The sequence below is a fragment of the Bacteroides ihuae genome, from assembly GCF_900104585.1.
In the GTDB taxonomy this organism is placed as follows: Bacteria; Bacteroidota; Bacteroidia; order Bacteroidales; family Bacteroidaceae; genus Bacteroides; species Bacteroides ihuae.
This window is the reverse complement of the sequence record NZ_FNVX01000006.1, coordinates 907659-925308: the sequence shown is the minus strand read 5'-3', so window position 1 is coordinate 925308 and position 17650 is coordinate 907659. Positions and strand designations below refer to the sequence as shown.

At 42.9% G+C, this 17650-nt stretch carries 14 protein-coding genes; 6 read left to right on the top strand and 8 right to left on the bottom strand.

Annotated features, from left to right (window positions below):
- Positions 1–333: 333 nt before the first annotated feature.
- A complete protein-coding gene (locus BQ5338_RS14470; RefSeq protein WP_071147505.1) occupies positions 334–837 on the top strand; it encodes a GNAT family N-acetyltransferase in 504 nt (167 codons plus the stop codon).
- Positions 838–1045: 208 nt separating this feature from the next.
- Here the strand turns inward: BQ5338_RS14470 and uxuA are convergent, their stop codons facing one another.
- The 6 genes from uxuA to dapB form a co-directional block, all read right to left on the bottom strand.
- Entirely contained in the window at positions 1046–2215 is a 1170-nt protein-coding gene (gene uxuA / locus BQ5338_RS14465) for a mannonate dehydratase (RefSeq protein ID WP_071147907.1), read from the bottom strand.
- 22 nt (positions 2216–2237) lie between these two features.
- On the bottom strand, positions 2238–3050 hold the full coding sequence (locus tag BQ5338_RS14460; RefSeq protein ID WP_071147504.1) for an SDR family oxidoreductase: 813 nt from the start codon (positions 3048–3050) through the stop codon (positions 2238–2240).
- Positions 3051–3135: 85 nt separating this feature from the next.
- On the bottom strand, positions 3136–3765 hold the full coding sequence (locus BQ5338_RS14455; RefSeq protein WP_071147503.1) for a WbqC family protein: 630 nt from the start codon (positions 3763–3765) through the stop codon (positions 3136–3138).
- A gap of 57 nt (positions 3766–3822) precedes the next feature.
- Positions 3823–4770, bottom strand: a complete 948-nt coding sequence (gene lepB / locus BQ5338_RS14450) for a signal peptidase I (protein WP_071147502.1) — start codon at positions 4768–4770, stop codon at positions 3823–3825.
- 7 nt (positions 4771–4777) lie between these two features.
- Positions 4778–6262: a S26 family signal peptidase gene (locus tag BQ5338_RS14445; protein ID WP_071147906.1), complete on the bottom strand. Its 1485-nt coding sequence runs from the start codon at positions 6260–6262 to the stop codon at positions 4778–4780.
- Positions 6263–6278: 16 nt separating this feature from the next.
- Positions 6279–7007 (bottom strand): 4-hydroxy-tetrahydrodipicolinate reductase, encoded by a 729-nt coding sequence (gene dapB, locus BQ5338_RS14440; protein WP_071147501.1) that lies wholly within the window; start codon positions 7005–7007, stop codon positions 6279–6281.
- Between the two features lie 121 nt (positions 7008–7128).
- Here dapB and BQ5338_RS14435 point away from each other — a divergent pair, with 121 nt between their 5' ends.
- From BQ5338_RS14435 to BQ5338_RS14415, 5 genes are all read left to right on the top strand, one after another.
- A complete protein-coding gene (locus BQ5338_RS14435) occupies positions 7129–8397 on the top strand; it encodes a DUF2851 family protein (RefSeq protein ID WP_071147500.1) in 1269 nt (422 codons plus the stop codon).
- A gap of 86 nt (positions 8398–8483) precedes the next feature.
- The gene (locus BQ5338_RS14430; RefSeq protein ID WP_071147905.1) at positions 8484–9050 is read left to right on the top strand and encodes a DUF4348 domain-containing protein; all 567 of its coding nucleotides are present in this window, start codon (positions 8484–8486) and stop codon (positions 9048–9050) included.
- A gap of 79 nt (positions 9051–9129) precedes the next feature.
- Positions 9130–9813 (top strand): carbohydrate-binding family 9-like protein, encoded by a 684-nt coding sequence (locus BQ5338_RS14425; RefSeq protein WP_139265262.1) that lies wholly within the window; start codon positions 9130–9132, stop codon positions 9811–9813.
- 162 nt (positions 9814–9975) lie between these two features.
- On the top strand, positions 9976–11880 hold the full coding sequence (locus BQ5338_RS14420; protein ID WP_071147499.1) for an Ig-like domain-containing protein: 1905 nt from the start codon (positions 9976–9978) through the stop codon (positions 11878–11880).
- Between the two features lie 13 nt (positions 11881–11893).
- On the top strand, positions 11894–12694 hold the full coding sequence (locus BQ5338_RS14415; RefSeq protein ID WP_394331139.1) for a DUF3108 domain-containing protein: 801 nt from the start codon (positions 11894–11896) through the stop codon (positions 12692–12694).
- 16 nt (positions 12695–12710) lie between these two features.
- Here the strand turns inward: BQ5338_RS14415 and cysS are convergent, their stop codons facing one another.
- Entirely contained in the window at positions 12711–14189 is a 1479-nt protein-coding gene (gene cysS, locus BQ5338_RS14410; protein ID WP_071147497.1) for a cysteine--tRNA ligase, read from the bottom strand.
- Between the two features lie 505 nt (positions 14190–14694).
- Entirely contained in the window at positions 14695–17613 is a 2919-nt protein-coding gene (locus BQ5338_RS14405; protein WP_071147496.1) for a DEAD/DEAH box helicase, read from the bottom strand.
- Positions 17614–17650: the final 37 nt, after the last annotated feature.

Sequence of the window (17650 nt, the reverse complement as noted above, 5' to 3'; positions counted from 1 at the left end):
TAAAAAAGAATACCTAATACATGGTATTTTGCTTTCTGTCTTACTTATTTGTTTTTTATGGGTCTTTTATCTATTGAATCAATGCTTAATAGCGGTTGTTTAATTGCATTTTGAAACAACTCATTGAAGAGAGCGAATGATTTGAGCTTCAGTTGTTCTTTCGGATTGAAGATTATTCGGCGAATCTTTTTCAATCGACGATGTTTGTTTAAATGTTTCTGAAATAATATACCTGCTTTATCGAGAAAAAAGTCTTAGAATGTGCTCGTTTCTTTGACATATTTGTACTTTTGTAGTACTATTTGTATAAACGCAGAATTAAAACGAAAAGGTGTGAAGATCAGAGAAGTAACTTCGGAAGATGCAAAGGTGTTGAGTGAGATTTACAATCACTACATAGAGCACACAGCAATCACTTTCGAAACAAGTCCTGTTTCAGTACAGGAAATGCAACAACGTATTAATGATGTCCAAGAATCGGGATTGCCCTATTATGTGGGTGAGTTGGACGGGAAAGTAGTAGGCTATTATTATATGCATAAGTGGAATAACCGCTGTGCATACAGCTCTACGAAGGAGGTGACAGTGTATCTTGATAAGGATTATACGGGCAAAGGTTTGGGATCAACGCTCTATAAGCACTTATTAGAGCATGTGAACAGAGAAAATACGCATGTGCTGCTTGCCGGAATCTGCATTCCGAATGAGAGTAGCGTGCATCTGCACGAGAAGTTTGGCTTCGTACAGTCTTCTCACATGAAGGAAGTTGGACGTAAGTTTGGTGAATGGAGAGATGTAGGGCATTGGATACTGAACTTAGAGAACCAACCAAAATAAAAAACGTTCTTTTATCATTCTCCGCAGACATTAGAAGTAGAAATCTCCGAAGGGAAAAAGTCTGTGCCAATTGATATGAATCGTATTCTTATGATTATGAGGATTTATCTGCAATATACAAAAACTCCCTGATTATGGTTCCAATTTTCTTCTGGAATATAATCAGGGAGTTTCTATTTAGGATAGCTTCTATTCTTTGTTTCTACTTTCAGAAGATAGACTTAGCAATACCCATCTCTAATCCGCGGAGTTCGGCAAGCCCTCTGAGGCGACCGATGCATGAATATCCGGGGTTCGTTTTCTTCTTCAAATCATCTACCATCTGATGGCCGTGATCGGGACGCATTGGGATGGATGTTCCTCTGCGTTGTTGCAATTCGAGGAAAGCTTTCATTACATGGTACATGTCTACATCACCTTCCAAATGGTTTGCTTCGTAGAAATTACCTTCGGCATCTCGTTGCGTGCTTCGGAAATGGACAAAATTGATGCGATCGCCAAATGTTTTCATCATTGCTTCCAGATCATTGCTACTGCTTACTCCTAATGAACCGGTGCATAGGCAGAGCCCATTGGAGTCATTGGGCACCGCTTCAACCAGTGTTTGGAAGTCGGCCGCGCTACTCATGATGCGTGGCAGGCCCAGTATAGAGCAAGGAGGATCATCTGGGTGAATAACCAATTTCACGCCTGCTTTGTCGGCCACGGGAGCAATCTGTTGAAGGAAGTAGATGAGGTTGGCACGTAGTTTCTCAGCGTCGATATTCTCGTAACGATCCAATTCTTGCTGGAACTGTGTCAGTGTGAAACTCTCTTCCGAACCGGGAAGACCGGCTATCATATTGCGTACGAGGAGTTGTTTGTCGGCTTCGCTCATCTGTTCAAAACAAGCTTTCGCTTTAGTCTTTTCAACATCGCTGTACTCAGATTCTGCACCGGGACGCTTCAACAAAAAGAGGTCGAATGCCACGAAAGCGGCTCGCTCAAAACGAAGTGCACGAGAGCCATCGGGTAGCTCGTAAGCCAAATCGGTGCGTGTCCAGTCCAGCACGGGCATGAAATTGTACGTCACGATGTCGATGCCACACTCACCCAGATTGCGTAAGCTCTCTTTATAGTTGTTGATGTATCTCTGAAATTCTCCCGTTTGAGTCTTGATATGTTCGTGCACCGGAACACTTTCTACCACAGACCATGTGAGGCCTACGGATTCGATGAGCTCTTTGCGTTTCATGATCTCTTCCACCGTCCACACTTCACCGTTGGGAATGTGGTGCAGGGCATTGACAATGCCTGTTGCTCCGGCCTGTTTGATATCCCATAGGCTGACGGGGTCGTTAGGACCGTACCAGCGCCATGTTTGTTCGCTTAAATGCATGGTTTTCATTCTTAATATTGATTTACATTGCAAAAGCTTCGAATCCACCATCAACCACAGCTACGGTACCTGTCACGAAGGCGGCGGCATCACTCATGAGATATTGGATGGTTCCGCAAAGTTCTTCGGGACGTCCGAAGCGTCCGAATGGAGTTTGGCGAATGACGCTGTTGCCACGGTCGGTGTATGATCCGTCCGGGTTGGTCAGTAGGCTGCGATTTTGCTCAGTGATGAAGAATCCCGGAGCAATAGCGTTTACACGGATACCTTCACCAAATTTGGTTGCTACTTCTGTAGCCATGAATCGGGTGAAATTGGAGATGCCTGCTTTGGCTGCAGCATATCCGGCTACACGGGTGATGGGGCGGAAAGCTGCCATGGATGAGAAATTGATGATGCAACCAGAATGTTGTTCTACCATCGGTTTAAGGAAGATCTGCGTGGGCAGTACGGTTCCGGTCAGGTTTAAGTCTACCACTTTCTGAAAATCTTCTATCTTGAGGTCGAAGAATGTTCCTGTTGGTGCGATCACAGCTCCCGGCATATTGCCTCCGGCAGCATTGAGCAGAACATCCACCCGTCCGTAGGCATTGAGGATGTCGGCAAGGTTTTGCTCGAGCACATCATGACTTAACACGTCTGTGACCAGGAACATGGCTTCACCACCTTCGGCTTTAATTTCGGATACTATCTTTTCGCCCACCTCCGCTTTGCGGCCCATGATGACTACTTTAGCACCTTCTTCTGCCAGATGAGTAGCGATAGCTTTTCCTAGAACACCTGTTCCGCCAGTGATTACTACCACTTTGTTTTTTACACTGAATAAATTTGCCATGATATTTAAATTTTAGAGTGAATATCTATACCTATTTTAGAGGAACCTCAGTTCCTAAATAAACGATTGATATCTGCAAATGTAATCATAAAGTTGATAATACTAACAAACTTTCGGGTCCCATATTGAATAACAAGTCGATGATGCTGAGGTTGGGCACAAAGCCGTGACGTGCTTCGAATACTTGATAGTAAGGTTTGGCTGTAAATTCAGAATCTACGAGGGAGAAGTCTTTCTTCGGATGAATGAGTTCACGAAAGTCATGTTCATCTAAGGCAAACTCTGACTTATATTCTGTAGTACGTTCTAGTTGTGGTTGTATATCTATCAGTCTACACATTAGCTCACATAATTCTTCGTTGAAATCGGCTAAGAAGGTATACTCCTTCTCGTAAAATGGATGGAGATCGTCTTTGTAATATTCAAAGAATGGGCTACTATTATAGGATGACTCAATGGCATTCCAATGCAGATGCTGCCAGTTTCCGTGGTCGGAGATGCGGATGTCTTTCATTGCACATTTCAACGTGTCGGGTCGGATGGTGGGGATAGAGAGAGATTGTATACCTTCCGGGCCGGCTATATTGCAACGGTTGCGATAGGTTTGTTTGATATAGTGGTCGTGTTGCTCTATAAAAATATTGTCATAGGCAAGTAGCTTGCTGTAGTATTCTACGGGGGCCAAATAGGCCGAACTTAAATAAATGGTTTTCATTTATACTATAAACTTTTATTTTGCTAACGAGAGTTATACACTTCACTAAAAGATTACTTAGTGAACCGAGGAAAAGAAGCGATTCCATCGATAGCCCTTGAATAGACCTGCGTTTTCTTCTTGGGAGAACCAAATGAGGCTTGCTTTACCGATGATGTGATCTTTGGGTACGAGTCCGAACAGTCGGGAATCGGCTAAGTTCACTGAATTGTTGGAAGCCATCCAATAATAGTCTTTGGTGAAATAGCAATGCTGAACTGAACGACCATTAATATAGAGTGTGTCATTTTTCACTTCAGCTTGCTTGCCTTCGTGTAGCACTAATGTATTGCGTAGTAACGTTGCGTTCCAGGGGTAGACTCTTACGACTCTTCCTTTGCCCGGGATAACGAATGGATGAAGTGTTTTTAAGCTTGCTCCTTCTTTCTCGGGAAGCGGATAAATCCAATTTTTGCCTTTTACAGCTTGGCCCAATAGGTAATACTCATAGCGGCTAAAACTGCGTACATTCTCTTCTCTGTTCTGTCCCATCAACTGGTTTCCTGCGATGGAAAGGATCGAAAGCAACGAATCCATCGATCTTTCTTTTTCTCTAGGGTAGGCGTAGAGTCTCTTTTCGTCGGGAGTAGATTGTCTTCCGGTCGAAACAATATTAAACAATGAGTCTACTAACAATGTGTCGCCGGGAAGTCCAATGCAACGGCTGATATATATGCCTCTTTGATCGATGACAGGTTGGGTAATTTGGGCAGGGTTATTGAAAACAATGATTTCACCGTTTCTGACAGATTTCTCCATCCAACGATGATAAGAGAATAGTGACATGAACGGAAGTCTGAGTCCGTAGCTCCATTTATTTACCAAGATGCGTTCACCTTGAAATAGAGAGTTTTCCATACCAGAAGAAGGAATGAGGCAGGAGGTGAAAGCAAAGCAACGGAACAACAGCACGATGGCTATTGCTCCGGTTAATGCGATGATCCATCTGCCGGTCCCTTTTCTCATGGCTTGCTTAATGAACCCATTTAAATATTCGATTCCATCGTATCTTTCCGTCGAACCATCCACGATCTTTATCCAGCGATAGCCATACGACGATAGGTTTACCTACAACGTGATCTTCAGGCACGAAACCCCAATAGCGAGAGTCTGCTGACTTGTCACGGTTATCGCCCATCATCCAATAGTAATCCATTTTGAAGGTGTATTTATCGGTTTTCACACCATTGATGTAAATGGTATTATCTTTGGTCTCCAGCTTGTTACCTTCGTAAACATGGATACAACGCTCATAGATAGGCAAGTTGTCTGCTGTGAGAGTAATGGTTGCTCCTTTGGCCGGTATCCAGATCGGTCCGTAGTTGTTTCGGTTCCACTTGTTGTATAGGTTCTGAGGATATAGCTTCCCTGAATATTCATCCGGTTCATTCACCATTTTATGTATTAACTTCTTGTTGTTCGTGAAAGTATCATACATCTTTTTGGTTAAAGGAAGGTCGTAGATGGGATTTAAAACTCCTTGAGCATTTCTGCCGTCCAGTCCCATTTGAATGAATTCTGTTTCCCATCCAGAGTTGTTGCTCATCATCATCTGGTCATCTTTGCTGATGCCAAGTTCTCTTAACATGTCTTCAGGGATGTACGGCCCTGTGGTTTGCACAAAGTAATTGAATTGAACTTCTTCCGGATTTGTGGATATTTTATTGTTGATATATACTTGTCTGTTCACTATTTTAAGTGTATCACCCGGCAAACCCAGACAACGTTTCACATAGTTTTCTCTACGATCTACTGGTCGATAGACTACTTCCCCATATTCTCGGGGGTTAGTAAGTATGGCATTTCTTCCGGCAGCATAATAAAGATCATAAACCTCCTGTTGCTCTTTACGAGATAGGCTGTCCATGTTGATGGGTTTAGGATAGACGTGTTGTCCTTCTTGATAGGCTAGTGAGTAAAAGTCTGTTTGTTGATAATTCACTGCTACAGTGTCTCCCGCGGGGAAGTTGAACACCACAATATCGTTGTGCTTCACTTTCCCAAATCCCTTTACCCGTTTGTAACTCCACTGAGGCCATTCGATATACGATTTACAATTGAGTATCGGCAATGTATGCTGTGCCAGTGGCATAGAGAGGGGCGTATTCGGTACGCGAGGTCCATAGCTCATCTTGCTTACGTATAGAAAGTCGCCTACCAACAATGATTTCTCCAATGAAGAAGAAGGTATCTGATAGTTTTGAAAGATGTATATATTCACAAAGTAAACGGCTACAAGTGCAAAGACGATTGCATCTACCCAGCTCATCACGCTACGAAAAGCGACGTTTTTGGAATTACGCCAAAAAGACCAAGGTACTTTTTTAGTGATGTAGGCATCGAATATGAAAGGAACCACGATTAGTCCCCACCAACTTTGAACCCATACAAGAAATAGCAGATAAAGGACGGTGATGGCACTGCACTTAATCCATTGGTTGAGAGTTGCTTTTTTCATTGTGATATCTTTATTTTTAATCATTCAAGAATGGAAATAAATCGCTCATGCCCAAATAACCTTGTTTATCAACTGTATACTCGGCTGCGAGTACAGCTCCGAACGCAAGAGCTTTGCGGTTTTTTGCATCGTGGGTGATAGTGATACTATCAGCATCGGACTCGTAACGGATGGTATGTATGCCGCACACTTCTCCTTCACGGATTGAGTGGATGGGCAATTCATTCGCACTTTTTGCCTCTTCCTTTACCCAACGATCTTTGCGATTGATGTTCTCTAACAGGTCTTCGGCCAGCGTGATAGCTGTTCCACTTGGTGCATCGAGTTTGTGTATGTGGTGAGTTTCGCTCATTGTTATGTCATAAGCAGGAAACTGATTCATGATCTTGGCCAGGTACTTATTCACAGCGGAGAAAATGCTAACTCCCAAACTGAAGTTTGATGCCCAGAACAATGTCTTGCCACCGTTTCTACACAGTTCTTTTATCTCGTCACCATGTTCGTCCATCCAACCGGTACTGCCCGACACAACTTTTACTCCTGCTGCAAATGCTTTCATATAGTTAGTGTATGCCACCATCGGATTGGTGAACTCTATGGCTACATCGGCCGATCGGAATGTGTCGGATTCATAATCCTGTTGGTTATTGACGTCAATAATACAAACAATCTCATGTCCGCGATTAAGGGCAATTTGTTCTATCTCCTTGCCCATTTTTCCGTAACCTATTAATGCTATCTTCATCGTTGTTTATGATTTGTAGAAATACTTGTTGTTGCTAATCTTATAGACAAATAGTTGACGCAAAGATAACTATTTTGATGGTAAGTTATTACTTTTGTGCCACATTAACGCCCTGTTAACAATGGAACAACTACTACATTACGTCTGGAAACATAAAATATTTCCACTCAAGGAACTTAAAACAACATCTGGACTGCTGCTCGAAGTGATTGATCCCGGATTGGCGAACACCAATGCAGGGCCCGACTTCTTTAATGCTAAGCTAAAGATTGGAGGCACATTGTGGGTAGGTAATGTCGAAATTCATGAGGTTTCGTCAGACTGGTTTCGGCATGGTCATGACAAAGATAGAGCTTACGATTCTGTGATTCTACATGTAGCTGCCGGGGTCGATTGTGATGTACACCGACCCGATGGAGAACCTATCCCTCAACTGCAACTCGATTGTCCTGAAAATGTGCGTACTCATTATGAGGAACTTAGCCAGGCCGAGAGTTGTCGTCCATGTTACTCCATCCTTTCTTTGCTCCCCAAACTTACCATTCATTCGTGGCTCACAGCATTGCAATCGGAACGCTTTGAGCAGAAAACGAACTTAATATTCCAGCGTTTGCAGCAGGCAGACCATCATTGGGAAGATACCTTTTTTATCACCCTCTCACGTAACTTTGGCTTCGGGCTCAATGGAGACGCTTTTGAGACATGGGCCAAGATGCTCTCTTTGCGTGCAGTCGATAAGCACCGTGATGATCTGTTTCAAATAGAAGCGATATTCTTTGGACAGGCAGGATTGCTTGATGAGAGTGTTGAAGAGGATGCGTACTATCAAAAGCTTCAGAAGGAATATCTTTATCTAAAACATAAGTTTGAATTAACTCAGATGGGTGCCTCTTTGTGGCGCTTTTTGCGGCTTCGACCAGGCAATTTTCCTCATGTCCGCATAGCACAGTTGGCCTACCTGTATCATCGAAGTGGTGGCTTGCTTTCCCAAATACTTGAGGCTGATAGTATTAAAGAGGTTAAGGAACTCCTCTCTACCCGTACCTCCGATTATTGGGAAGAACATTTCATCTTTGGCAAATCATCTCCACACAGAGTGAAGAGCCTTGGCGACGGTTCGCTTAACCTACTGATTATTAATACGGTTGTTCCCTTTCTTTACGCTTATGGCCTTCATAGAAGCGATGATTCTCTTTGCCTCCGTGCCGGAAATTATTTAGAGGAGTTGAAGGCTGAAAATAATTATGTAACTCGTTTGTGGGAGGGTGCCGGGCTATCGGTAAATACTGCTGCAGACTCACAAGCCTTGCTGCAACTTCAGAAAGAATATTGTGATAAAAAGAACTGTCTTCGTTGCCGTTTTGGATATGAGTATCTCAAGCATAAATAAGTCATCCTTTTTGGATGTAATGTTAAGAAGATATATTATATTTGCCCGCTGAATTTCGAGCTCCAACAATTAAACGTTTAAACGCTATGAATGCAAAAAGATTTGTGCTCTGTTTATTAATGATTGCCTCAATGGTGGGAGGCTGCTTGATTTCTTGTGGAAACACTTCTTCTAAAGACTCACTGAATAAAGAAAGTAAACCTGCTGACCAAGCTGATAGTGACTTTCAATCCTTTTTAGCTAAATTCACGTCAAGTGCTGCCTTTCAGTATACTCGTGTGAAATTTCCGTTGAAAACACCTGTTACCCTCATGTCTGATGATGGAAACAGTGAAAAAACTTTTCCTTTTACTAAAGAGAAATGGCCTTTACTTGACGGAGAAACGCTTAAGGAAGAACGCATCACTCAAGAAGAGGGTGGCGTATATGTGTCGAAGTTTGTTGTTGATCAACCTACTCACAAAGAGTTCGAAGCCGGATATGATGAGTCGGAGGTGGACTTGCGCGTGGTGTTCGATCTCATTGACGGTAATTGGTTCGTAACCGATTGCTACACTGCTTGGTATAGTTTCGATCTGCCAATAGCTGAGTTGAAAGCAACGATTCAACAGGTGCAGGAAGAGAACAAAGCATTTCAAGAAATACATCCTTAAAGAATTGACACACATGCATGTTTCCTTGCAAATCATAAGGCGGTCTTTCATCTTGGTGGGACTGCCTTTTTGTCTTTTTATGCTCTTGTGTTCACATAAAACAGAAAATCAAATGAAAGAATTACTCGTAAAGAATATACATGCCACTAGCTTGGATGCTATTACTATTCCGACTCTGCTGGATGAACAACAAATCCCTTTTCAAAAGATAGATGAGGTGAATTGGCAGGCTTTCTCTTATCGTCCTCAGGTTACTTTCCGCATAGCTCATACAGAAGAGGCTATTTTACTGAATTTTCGGGTAAAGGAGGCAAGCGTTCGTGCTCGATACGGAGAGGATAACGGATCAGTGTGGACGGATGCTTGCGTAGAATTTTTTGTTATTCCAGGCGATGATGGTGTGTATTACAACCTTGAGTGCAACTGTATAGGTACCATTCTTTTGGGAGCAGGGCCTGAGCGTAGTAATCGCGAACGAGCCCCTCAAGTGGTGATGGATAAGGTTCTGCGTTGGTCGAGTCTTGGACGCCAACCTTTTGAAGAACGCATTGGTGAGTGTAGCTGGGAAGTAGCTTTGGTGATACCCTACAGTGCATTCTATAAACACCAGATAATTTCTCTGGACGGGAAAGAGATAAGAGCTAACTTCTATAAGTGCGGTGATGAACTCAACACTCCGCATTATCTTTCGTGGAATGTAATCAAAGCACCTAAGCCGAATTTTCATCTTCCCGAATTCTTTGGGCTGCTTCGGTTTGAGTAAACAACTTCTAATGCAGAGAAGAAATCGTAAATTTGTAATAGAAGATAGTCTTGAGTTCGTTTTGTAATCAACTCTCTTGAATAGCGTAGTCGTTTGCCTTTATTTTTGATAAATAAGTGTAAAAGAGAACGTTAATTGACTGATAACACCTATTTTTGTACCATGTTAAACGGAAAGTATCATAACACTAAGCGGTTTATCTACACCGCATTGGCAGTAACGTCTTTGGTCGCTGCATTCTATTCTTGTGCCAATGTAGGACATCCCGAAGGAGGCCCAATTGACACAACTCCACCGCGAGTGATCGGTAGCTCTCCTGTTGCTGGTGCTCATAACAATAAGAAAGGTAAAGTAGTCATTGAGTTTGATGAATTTATCAAGCTTGAGAAGGCCAATGAAAAAGTGGTGGTTTCGCCTCCGCAGGTGCAACAACCTGAGATTAAAACTACCGGTAAAAAGGTCTCGGTGAATTTACTTGATTCTTTAAGAGCGAACACGACTTATACCATTGATTTCTCCGATGCGATAGTAGATAATAACGAAGGAAATCCGTTGGGTAATTTTGCCTTTACATTCTCAACAGGCGCGGTGATCGATACGATGATGGTTTCCGGAACTGTACTTGAAGCATCTAATTTGGAACCGGTAAAAGGTATTTTGGTTGGTTTGCATTCCAATTTAAACGATTCTGCGTTCGTGAAGAATCCTTTTGACCGTGTGGCCAGAACGGATAGTCGCGGGCATTTCTCTATTCGGGGAATAGCACCGGGTAAGTATCGTATTTATGCTTTGCAGGATGCCGATCAGAATTTTGCTTTCTCGCAGAAGAGTGAGGAACTGGCTTTTAACGATTCACTCGTCATCCCTTCTTTTCAAGAACGTTTACGTCAAGATACCACTTGGGTAGATTCTCTCACGGTAGATACTATCGTGGAGCGCAAGTACACTCATTACTTGCCCGACGATGTAGTACTTCGCTCTTTTCTGGAAGAGAGACATTCGCAGTACCTACAGAAGAATGAGCGATTATCTCCTGAGAAGTTCTCTCTTTACTTTGCTGATAGAGCCGATACGTTGCCTACCATTAAAGGACTGAATTTCAATGAAAAGAATGCTTTTATTATTGAAAAAACTTCGCGTAATGATACGCTTCACTACTGGGTGAAAGACTCTTTGATCTATAAACAAGATACATTAAGCATGAGCTTGAGTTATCTTTATACAGATACGTTGGATCAATTAGTTCCCCGCACGGATACACTCAACTTGGTTGTGAAAAAGGTAAAGGGTGGAGCTAAAGAACAGCAGCCCAAGAAGAAGAAGAAAGGGCATGAGAACGATCCCGAGCCAACAATATTCTTGGCAATGACGCCTCATGTTCCGTCGCCCATGAATGTTTATGATAATATAAGCTTTGTCTTTGAGAAACCTATAAGCGAATATAATAGTGAGGCTATTCATTTGAAGCAGAAGGTGGACTCTTTGTGGAAAGATGTTCCGTTTGTGTTTGAAGAAGACTCGCTTGAGCTGCGCAAGTATAACCTGTTGTGTAATTGGGAGCCAAATATGGATTATGAGTTGACTGTCGACTCCATGGCTTTCCATGGTCTCTATGGGTTGCATAGCGATAAACTAAAACAGGCTTTCAAGGTGCGCTCACTTGATGAATATGGTGCAATCTTCTTCAATGTAAGTGGGGTAGATACTACTGCGTTTGTTGAACTGCTCGATGCACAGGACAAAGTAGTGCTGAAAGCTTCTGTTGTTGATGGGAAGGCTGATTTCTACTACCTTAACCCAGGAAAATATTGCGCCCGCCTTGTGGAGGATATAAACGATAACGGAGTTTGGGATACAGGCAATTATGCAGAGAAACGTCAACCTGAGAAGGTTTATTACTATACGCAAATACTTGATTTGAAAGCTCTTTGGGAGATAGAACAGGATTGGAATGTAAATGCTAAGCCTTTAGATAAACAAAAACTAGACGAACTAAAAAAACAAAAACCTGATGAAGATAAGAAAAAGAAGAATAGCAAAAATAACAAGAATAGCCAAAGGAGGTAAGAGCCTTGGATTAATGCTACTATTGATCGTGGCTACTTTTGTTTTTACTCTTCCGGTAAAGGCGCAGTGCGAAACAAAAAATGATGCTTTCAAATCGGGTGAACTTGTGATGTACGACTTGTTTTTTAATTGGAAGTTTATCTGGACAAAAGCTGGATTTGCTAGTCTTAGTACCAATGCAACGACCTACCATGGCAAACCTTCCTATCGGATGAACATGCTTGCAATAGGCAGTAAAAAGGCCGATTTCTTCTTTAAAATGAGAGATACGGTTACATGTGTCATTGGTGATGAACTTCAACCTTATTATTTTAAAAAAGCTGCTGAAGAGGGTAAGAGATATACCATTGATGAGGCTCGCTTTTCTTATCACGATGGGGTGTGTTATGTGAAGCAAAAAAGAACGCATCGCGACGGAAAGGTTACAACATCGGATTATAATGATAGCCGATGTATTTATGATATGCTTAGTATTCTGGCGCAAGCCCGCTCGTATGATCCTGCAGATTATAAGGTAGGGCAACGTATTAAGTTTCCTATGACCACCGGACGTAAAGTAGAGGAGCAAACGCTAATCTATCGGGGAAAGAAGAGTTTTACTGCGGAGAATGATACTACTTATCGTTGTTTGGTATTCTCTTTAGTTGAATATAAAAAAGGGTCGGAAAAGGAGGTGATTACTTTTTATGTCACTGATGATAAGAACCACCTTCCTGTGCGCCTCGATTTATATCTGAACTTTGGTTCGGCAAAAGCCTTCTTGCGTAGCGTTAGCGGCAATAGGCACCCGCTCACCTCTATCATACCAAACTAAATAAAATTTGGAGGTATTATTTGTTTAACCTCCATTCGCATCGACCGTCTTTTGTATCTTTAATCTCAAAGCCTAGTGCTGTCAGTTCATTCCTGATCTGATCTGAAGTAGCCCAATCTTTGTTGGCCTTGGCTTTCATGCGCTGTTCCAACAGCATGTCCACTACTCGTCCATAGGCGACTTCACGTCCGTCGGAAGATCCAACTTCTTCTTTCAATCCCAGAATGTCGAACAGGAAGAGGTGGAATACCGCTTTGAGTTCTTCCAGGTCTGCTTCGGAGATGGTGTTGTTTCCGGCCAGAATGTTGTTGATGATCTTGGCACCATCGAACAGGTGAGAGATGACGATCGGTGAGTTCAGATCATCGTTCATCGCCTCGTAACATTTGGTGCGGATGCTCTTTACATCAACGTCCGAAGAAGCAGAGGTTTTTATTTTATCCAATCCGTCAACGGCCTCCATCAATCTTTGCAATCCCTTTTCAGAAGCTTGCAGGGCTTCATTGCTGAAGTCGACTGTGCTGCGATAGTGTGCCTGAAGAATGAAGAAACGTATCGTCATCGGACTGTAAGCTTGCGTTAGCATAGCGTGCGAGCCGGCAAAGAATTCATCGAGTGTGATGAAATTACCCAAAGATTTTCCCATCTTGGTGCCGTTCACGGTGATCATGTTGTTGTGCATCCAGTAGTGCACCATGTCATCTCCTTGTGAGGCAACGGACTGTGCTATCTCGCATTCGTGGTGAGGGAACACAAGGTCCATACCTCCACCGTGAATATCGAAGTGATCACCTAAGTATTTCCGTCCCATGGCAGTACATTCGCAGTGCCAGCCGGGGAAACCATCGCTCCACGGAGAAGGCCAACGCATGATATGTTCCGGTTGCGCGCACTTCCATAAGGCGAAGTCGGCCGAATTGTGTTTCTCTTCTTGCCCGTCAAGTTCACGGGTGGTGTTGAGCAAATCGTCTATGTTGCGACCGGAAAGTTTGCCGTAGTGATGGTCTTTATTGTATTTGGGCACGTCAAAATAGACCGAACCCTTGCTTTCGTAAGCATATCCGTTATCGAGAATCTCTTTCACGAGCTGAATCTGTTCGATGATGTGTCCGGATGCATGCGGTTCGATGCTTGGTGGCAACACATTGAGTGCCTCCATAGCGTGATGATAGCGGTTGACGTAAAATTGCACCACCTCCATTGGCTCTAACTGTTCCAACCGAGCCTTTTTGGCTATCTTGTCTTCACCCTCATCGGCATCATGTTCCAAGTGCCCTACATCGGTGATATTGCGCACATAGCGCACTTTATATCCCAAGTGAGTGAGGTAACGAAAGAGCAAGTCGAAAGTGATAGCCGGTCGGGCATGTCCCAAATGGGCATCTCCGTAAACAGTTGGTCCGCACACATACATGCCTACGTGGGGTGAATGCAGAGGAACAAACTGTTCCTTTTTTCTATCTAGAGTGTTGTAAATAGTCAGTTGGTGCTCCATAACGCTTTGATTTATTTTTTTTTGGAATTACAAAGTTATAATAAATAGTTAAGAAACTGTTTTGATTTTTATGATTTTCTTCTTTTGGAAGTTCTTCTTACTGACTCAATTGTTGACTGTTTGAGATGCTGTTGAGCTCATTCTTGTCAATAGCAAGATTATTGATTCTTAACACTACTTGGGTTCTTCCAAAACATCTAGGCGTTTTTGGAATCTGTTTAGGTGTTATTCGGGTAACATATAAGCATTTTGGTGAAGAGAAGCCTTCTTTCGACCAAAGAGAGCTGTGCAGATGATTCAACTAAACCGTCCTTTTGGGTAAGTGCAACCGTTACTTTGGAGAAATGTAACCCTTATTTGGCCTATCGGACGGTTGGTGCATAAAAAAAGGAAGAAGTCGAAACTTCTTCCTTTTACCGTATTTTAATTTCAAACTACTTTATGATTACACTGACAAATATACTACTTTACACAACAAAAGTCAAGTGCTTTGCTCTCTTTTTTGTTATTCCAATAGTTTTTCCCATTCACTGTCCGTGAGTGTTTCCAATGGATTGTTGTCCGTAATGAATGCCTCAGCCAGTTTTTTCTTTTCTTCTTGTAGTTGCACAATCTTCTCTTCGATGCTACCTTGAGTGATGAAGCGGTAGGCCATGACTTGCTTTTTCTGTCCGATGCGGTGAGCACGACTGACAGCCTGCATCTCTGCTGCCGGATTCCACCATGGGTCGACGATGAAGATATAGTCAGCCTGCGTTAGGTTGAGGCCTACACCTCCCGCTTTTAGAGAGATGAGGAAAGCCCGGATATTATCATCCTCCGAAAAGCGATCGATCTCTTCTTCCCGTTTCACAGTCGTGCCTGTAAGCATGGCATACGGCCATCCACGTTTCTCGAAAGCTTCGCCTATCAACTCCAGATGCTTCACGAAAGAGGAGAAGATGAGTACTTTGTGTCCCTCGCTTTGAAGGGTTTCAAAGGTATTGACGATCTCTTCCAATTTGCCCGAATCTTCAACGAAATCATCCAAAACCATCTGAGGATGGCAAGCCAATTGACGTAGCTTCATGATGCCGTTCAGTATGGTAAGATTCTGGTGCTTACTCTCATTGGCCTTAATTTCGAGCAAAGTATTTCGTAAGCTGTTCTTTTCTTTTTCGTATATGGTGTGTTGCTTATCCGACATGCTGCAATAAAGAATCTCTTCGGTGAGCGAAGGCAATTCCGGTGCTACCTCGTATTTGCTACGACGCAGAATGAACGGTTCGATGACACGTCTTAATCGTTGTTCCACTTGTGCATCTCCTTGGCGGATTGGAAGTGTGAAATGCTTATTGAATTCGATCTCCGTACCCAATAGTTCCGGCTGCAGGAAATGAAATTGTGACCACAAATCTTTCAGAGAGTTCTCGATGGGTGTGCCCGTAAGTACCAACCTTTGTTTCCCTCTTAACTGAAAAGCAGCCTGTGAGGTAAGAGAATCTCCGTTTTTGATGTTCTGACTTTCGTCCAGCACAATGTATTCGAATGGATATTGGCTCAACGTTTGAATATTGTTCCTCATGATGCCGTAGCTAGTGAGGATGATTTGATGCTGCTTGAACGTTTTCGCCGGATTAGGCTGTTTTTGATTGCCACCCGCATATTCGTATACCGATAGATTGGTGAAGCGAGCGACCTCTTTTCTCCAATTGTGCAACAATGAAGTAGGCACTACGATGAGCGAGGCAGGTCTTTTCTTCCTCAAAGGTGGGGCGAAGGGCGATGATTGCGCACTTCCATCTGCAACAGGTGCCGATGACTTCTTGTCATCAGCAGGTTGAGAGTCCACCTTGTTGTATCTGTATTGTAACAAAGCAAGTGTTTGTATGGTTTTACCCAAACCCATATCATCGGCTAGGCAACCGTTAAAGCCATGCTCAGATAAATGTACCATCCATGATAAGCCTTCTTGCTGATAACGACGCAATTTTGCGTTGAAGTGTTTGGGCGTTTCTACTATCTGCTTAGGTTGATAGATATGCACTTTCTCTTCTTTGTTTGAAGAGATGATCGACTGAAGTATGCCGATAAACGGTCTGTTCAATCGAATTGCTTTTTCCTTCTCTTCACCCATTTCGAACAAGTCGCTATACTTGCTAAACCATTCTTCGGGCAGGATGACTATCTGTCCGTCGGGTAAAATATATTCTTTGATTCCTTCGAGGATATGCTTTTTAAAACGGATAAAAGGAATTCGCAGGTCGCCAATGATCACGGTGATATGGAGTTCAAACCAGTCGTGCTCGTCTGTATACGTCTGCTCTATGCGCATGTCACTTAGGTAATAGTCAGCATTTGTTCTTGCATTTACTAACTTGAAGCGTGTGGAGAGCATCTCCTTGCTACCTGCAATCCATTCGGGCAATAGTTTTATCGGTTCCGTCTGTTGCAAGGCAAAATGTCCGTCGTTAACTTGTCTCAGTCCCGACTCGACGAGTAAGTGGATCGTTTCTTCTTCGTACTCCAGATCTCGTTTGAAGTAATGAATAGCTTTCTCTTCTTCGCAGAACCAAACAACCTTTGGAGAAGTTGATGAATTGGGAGAGAATATCTTATCGCCGTAACTGAATGTCAGTAGCAATGCTTTTTCTGCATAAGCGCTTTCGTCTATCGTGAGGATTGCTTCGCATTTTCTTGTTTCTTCAATAATGTTTAAGCCCGATGAGACAACCTCATGATGTCTGATAGCAGGCACAACGATCTTTTCCATATACTTAGCGGTGAACGATGCGTTCACACTAACCGATGACTTGTGAGTAAAAGGGAGTATGCGTGCTGATTCGATCCCTTTAAACACATGCAATTCTTTTCCCATCAGCATTGAGGCCGGTGAGGAAGTCAGCACGATTACCGGCTTTTTATCTTGCAATGAAACAGCTTTGCCTTCACGACTACACTGTATAGCGTAGCTAAATAATTCATCGGTGGCAGTGAAACGAAAGGCCGTTTCTGTAGGATGAGGAGTTGCCAGATAAATGTTGTGATCATACATCAGATTGGTTCCGCTCTGCTTCTCATAAAGCGGAAGCTTCTGAGTCTGGATAAGCTCCACCATTTCGAGCAACTTCTTTTCAATGTAGGGCCGCACAACTTCTTTAAGTGTCTTCTCAGTTAATTTACGTAGAAAATCACTGCTGTTCTTCTCTTTCGAGTAGATTTTCATCAGATACTTTTCTGCATAATGATTGGCTATTTCGATGGACTTTCGCTCTGCCTCGTTCATTTTGGCTATCACAGCATGCGATGCATGAAAAGCTTGCTCAATGAGGCGGATGGTACTATCTTTCTTTATCTCGGCAGTGTAGGGTACTAGCAATGCTCCCAGTACAGGGTGCTGCATTAGTACAATAACAATTTTTGTAGGGATGAGGTTTTCTTTCATTCTTTCATCGTCTGTGAATCGGTTTCAAGGACTTCTC

Excerpts from the sequence above, each read along its gene's own strand:
- cysS (WP_071147497.1), bottom strand. The coding sequence starts at position 14,189 with ATGGAGCACCAACTGACTATTTACAACACTCTAGATAGAAAAAAGGAA.
- BQ5338_RS14430 (WP_071147905.1), top strand. The coding sequence starts at position 8,484 with ATGAATGCAAAAAGATTTGTGCTCTGTTTATTAATGATTGCCTCAATG.
- BQ5338_RS14445 (WP_071147906.1), bottom strand. The coding sequence starts at position 6,262 with ATGAAAAAAGCAACTCTCAACCAATGGATTAAGTGCAGTGCCATCACC.
- BQ5338_RS14415 (WP_394331139.1), top strand. The coding sequence starts at position 11,894 with ATGCTACTATTGATCGTGGCTACTTTTGTTTTTACTCTTCCGGTAAAG.
- uxuA (WP_071147907.1), bottom strand. The coding sequence starts at position 2,215 with ATGCATTTAAGCGAACAAACATGGCGCTGGTACGGTCCTAACGACCCC.
- BQ5338_RS14405 (WP_071147496.1), bottom strand. The coding sequence starts at position 17,613 with ATGAAAGAAAACCTCATCCCTACAAAAATTGTTATTGTACTAATGCAG.
- lepB (WP_071147502.1), bottom strand. The coding sequence starts at position 4,770 with ATGAGAAAAGGGACCGGCAGATGGATCATCGCATTAACCGGAGCAATA.
- BQ5338_RS14425 (WP_139265262.1), top strand. The coding sequence starts at position 9,130 with ATGCTCTTGTGTTCACATAAAACAGAAAATCAAATGAAAGAATTACTC.
- dapB (WP_071147501.1), bottom strand. The coding sequence starts at position 7,007 with ATGAAGATAGCATTAATAGGTTACGGAAAAATGGGCAAGGAGATAGAA.
- BQ5338_RS14455 (WP_071147503.1), bottom strand. The coding sequence starts at position 3,765 with ATGAAAACCATTTATTTAAGTTCGGCCTATTTGGCCCCCGTAGAATAC.
- BQ5338_RS14435 (WP_071147500.1), top strand. The coding sequence starts at position 7,129 with ATGGAACAACTACTACATTACGTCTGGAAACATAAAATATTTCCACTC.
- BQ5338_RS14460 (WP_071147504.1), bottom strand. The coding sequence starts at position 3,050 with ATGGCAAATTTATTCAGTGTAAAAAACAAAGTGGTAGTAATCACTGGC.
- BQ5338_RS14420 (WP_071147499.1), top strand. The coding sequence starts at position 9,976 with ATGTTAAACGGAAAGTATCATAACACTAAGCGGTTTATCTACACCGCA.